Genomic DNA, 2985 nt, shown 5'->3' on the forward strand with positions numbered 1-2985 from the left:
AACTGAAGATGGTAAAGTTCATGACCAATATCGTATCGAATATCTAAGAAAACATATTGAACAAATCAAACTTGCAATTACTGATGGCGTTGAAATGATGGGATATTGCCCTTGGTCTGCCATTGACCTAATTTCTACTCATGAAGGTATGGTTAAACGTTATGGATTCATCTATGTTGATCGTGATGAATTTGATTTAAAAACTTTGGATCGTTATCGTAAAGATTCTTTCTACTGGTATAAAAAAGTTATTGCTTCTAATGGTGAAGATTTATCTGATTAATAAAGATGGCTTAGGCCATCTTTTATTTTATCAACTTGACTTCAAGTTAACTATAAGTTGTATAGTTTAATCGGAGGATGATTAAATGATAAATATCTTAGAACCAAAAAAACAAATTCCTAAAAGTCGTCAAATTTTCAGTAATAAAAATTTGAAGGACTTAATTATTCCCTTAATTATTGAACAATTATTAGTATTATTAGTGGGAATTGCTGATACTTTAATGGTCAGTTATGCCGGTGAAGCCGCTGTTTCCGGGGTTTCCCTGGTTAATCAGCTAAATAACATCTTTTTATATATCTTTACCGCTTTAGCATCTGGTGGTGCCGTTGTTGCCAGTCAATATATTGGTAATAAAGATCAAAAGAACGGTAATTTAGCGGCGGGACAATTAATTATGATTACTTTTGTTATCTCGGTTGTCCTAATGCTTTTAGCTATTATTTTTAGAACCCAGCTATTAACTTTACTTTTTGGTCGTGTAGAAAATGATGTTATGGCTGCTTGTATTACATATTTAATTATTTCAGCTTTTTCATTTCCATCATTAGCAATTTATAATAGCTGTGCTGGTTTATTTAGAAGTATGGCCAAAGCCAAAATAATCGTTTATGTATCTTTGTTGATGAATGTTATCAATATTGCTGGTAATGCCATTGGTATCTTTGTTTTACATGCTGGAGTGGCTGGAGTGGCTTACCCATCGTTAATTTCAAGAACAATTGCAGCAATTATTCTATTAATCTTGATTACTAATCAACATAATCCTATTTATACTCGTTTTAAAGATATTGTTGCCTGGAATCAGGCCATGATCAAAAGAATTTTGAATATTGCCATTCCTAATGGCATTGAAAATGGGTTATTTCAGATTTCTAAAGTTGTTTTAAGCAGTATCGTAGCCTTATTTGGAACTAGTCAAATTGCTGCTAATGGTGTAGCTCAAAGTTTCTGGTCAATGGCAGCTTTATTTTCTTTAGCCATGGGGCCGGCCTTTATTACTGTAGTCGGTCAATGCATGGGAGCTGGAGATGAAGAAGCAGCCGATTATTATATGAAAAAATTGCTTAGAATCACTTTAATTGGAGGAACTATCTGGAATGTCGTTTTCTTTATCTGTACCCCAGTAATCTTACTTTTATATGACTTATCTGGTGATACTATCCAATTAGTTATCTTATTATGTTTAATTCATAATATTTTTAATGCTCTATTATGTCCTTTCTCTTCGGCTCTATCAAATGGTCTAAGAGCTTGTGGTGATGTTAAATTTACGATGTATTCATCAATTTTTTCCACTGTTGTCTGTCGTGTTATTCTATCATATTTATTTGGTATTACTTTAAATCTAGGTGTTATCGGTATTACCCTGGCAATGGTTGGTGATTGGGCAATCAAAGCCGTAATGATCATGGTTAGATATGCTCATGGAAAATGGCGTAATTTTCAAGTTATTTAAATCAAGGTGTTCAGACCTTGATTTTTTTCATATCAAGGAAATCCTCGCTAAATTGATGATAAATGATTTATAATAGCGCTTAAGGAGGAAAGATAAATGTTACATAAAAAACTAAAACCATTCCCTAAGGACTTTTTATGGGGAGCAAGTACTTCAGCTTATCAAGTAGAAGGAGCAAATTTAGAAGATGGAAAAGGACCATCAGTTCAAGATGTTAAAAAGGTACCAGAAGGAACTTCAGATTTAACAGTTTGCGCTGATCATTATCATCGTTATAAAGAAGATATTGCTTTAATGGCAGAAATGGGATTTAAAACTTATCGTTTTTCAATTTCATGGTCAAGAGTCTTACCAAAAGGAACTGGTGAAGTAAATCCTAAAGGTATTGAATTTTATAATAATGTAATTAATGAATGTTTAAAATATAACATTGAACCATTAGTTACGATGTTCCACTTTGACTTACCACAAGCATTAGAAGAACGTGGTGGTTGGGAAAAAAGAGAATCAATTGACTGGTTTGTAAACTTCGCTAAAGTTTTATTTGAAAACTTTGGTGATCGTGTAAAATACTGGTTAACGATCAATGAACAAAATGTTTTAATTTTATCTGGAGATATTATCGGAACTACTAAATTAACAGGACCTGATAAATATAAATCTCTTTATCAACAAAACCATCATATGTTAGTAGCGCAAGCTAAAGCCATGGCTTTATGTCATGAAATAGTTCCTGGTGGTAAAATTGGACCAGCTCCAAATATTTCTTTAGCTTATCCAGCATCTTGCAAACCAGAAGATCAATTAGCTGCTCAAAACTTAAATGCCATTAGAAACTGGTTATATTTAGATATGGCCGTTTATGGAAAGTATAACAATCTTGCTTGGGCATTTATGGAAGAACGTAATGCTACTCCAGTAATTGAAGAAGGTGACATGGAAATCTTAGCTAATGGACATCCTGATTTCCTTGGATTTAACTATTACTCAACAGCTACAGTAAAATGGTGTCCGGAAAATGTTGAGGAAACATTTGGACATGACCAACAAAAAACTAGAATGGAACCTGGTGTTTACTTAGGAGCTGCAAATGAAAATTTACCACACACTGAATTCGGTTGGGAAATTGACCCAGTTGGATTTAGAGCAACTATGAGAGAAATGTATTCTCGTTATCGCTTACCAATGATCGTTACTGAAAATGGTTTAGGAGCTTATGATAAATTAACTGAAGATGGTAAAG

General features: G+C 33.2%; 3 protein-coding genes. All 3 read left to right on the forward strand.

What is annotated here, in order from left to right; genetic code table 11:
* The coding region (locus Q0K54_RS00005; RefSeq protein ID WP_294577558.1) for a family 1 glycosylhydrolase at positions 1 to 283 on the forward strand (283 nt) is incomplete at its 5' end.
* A gap of 85 nt (positions 284 to 368) precedes the next feature.
* Positions 369 to 1742 (forward strand): MATE family efflux transporter, encoded by a 1374-nt coding sequence (locus Q0K54_RS00010; RefSeq protein ID WP_294577560.1) that lies wholly within the window; start codon positions 369 to 371, stop codon positions 1740 to 1742.
* A gap of 96 nt (positions 1743 to 1838) precedes the next feature.
* The coding region (locus Q0K54_RS00015) for a glycoside hydrolase family 1 protein (RefSeq protein WP_294577563.1) at positions 1839 to 2985 on the forward strand (1147 nt) is incomplete at its 3' end.

This window comes from uncultured Thomasclavelia sp., from assembly GCF_944324745.1.
Lineage (GTDB): Bacteria > Bacillota_I > Bacilli_A > Erysipelotrichales > Coprobacillaceae > Thomasclavelia.

What these genes read in the sequence shown, in the direction of transcription:
- Q0K54_RS00010 (WP_294577560.1), top strand. Translation starts at nt 369, where the DNA reads ATGATAAATATCTTAGAACCAAAAAAACAAATTCCTAAAAGTCGTCAA.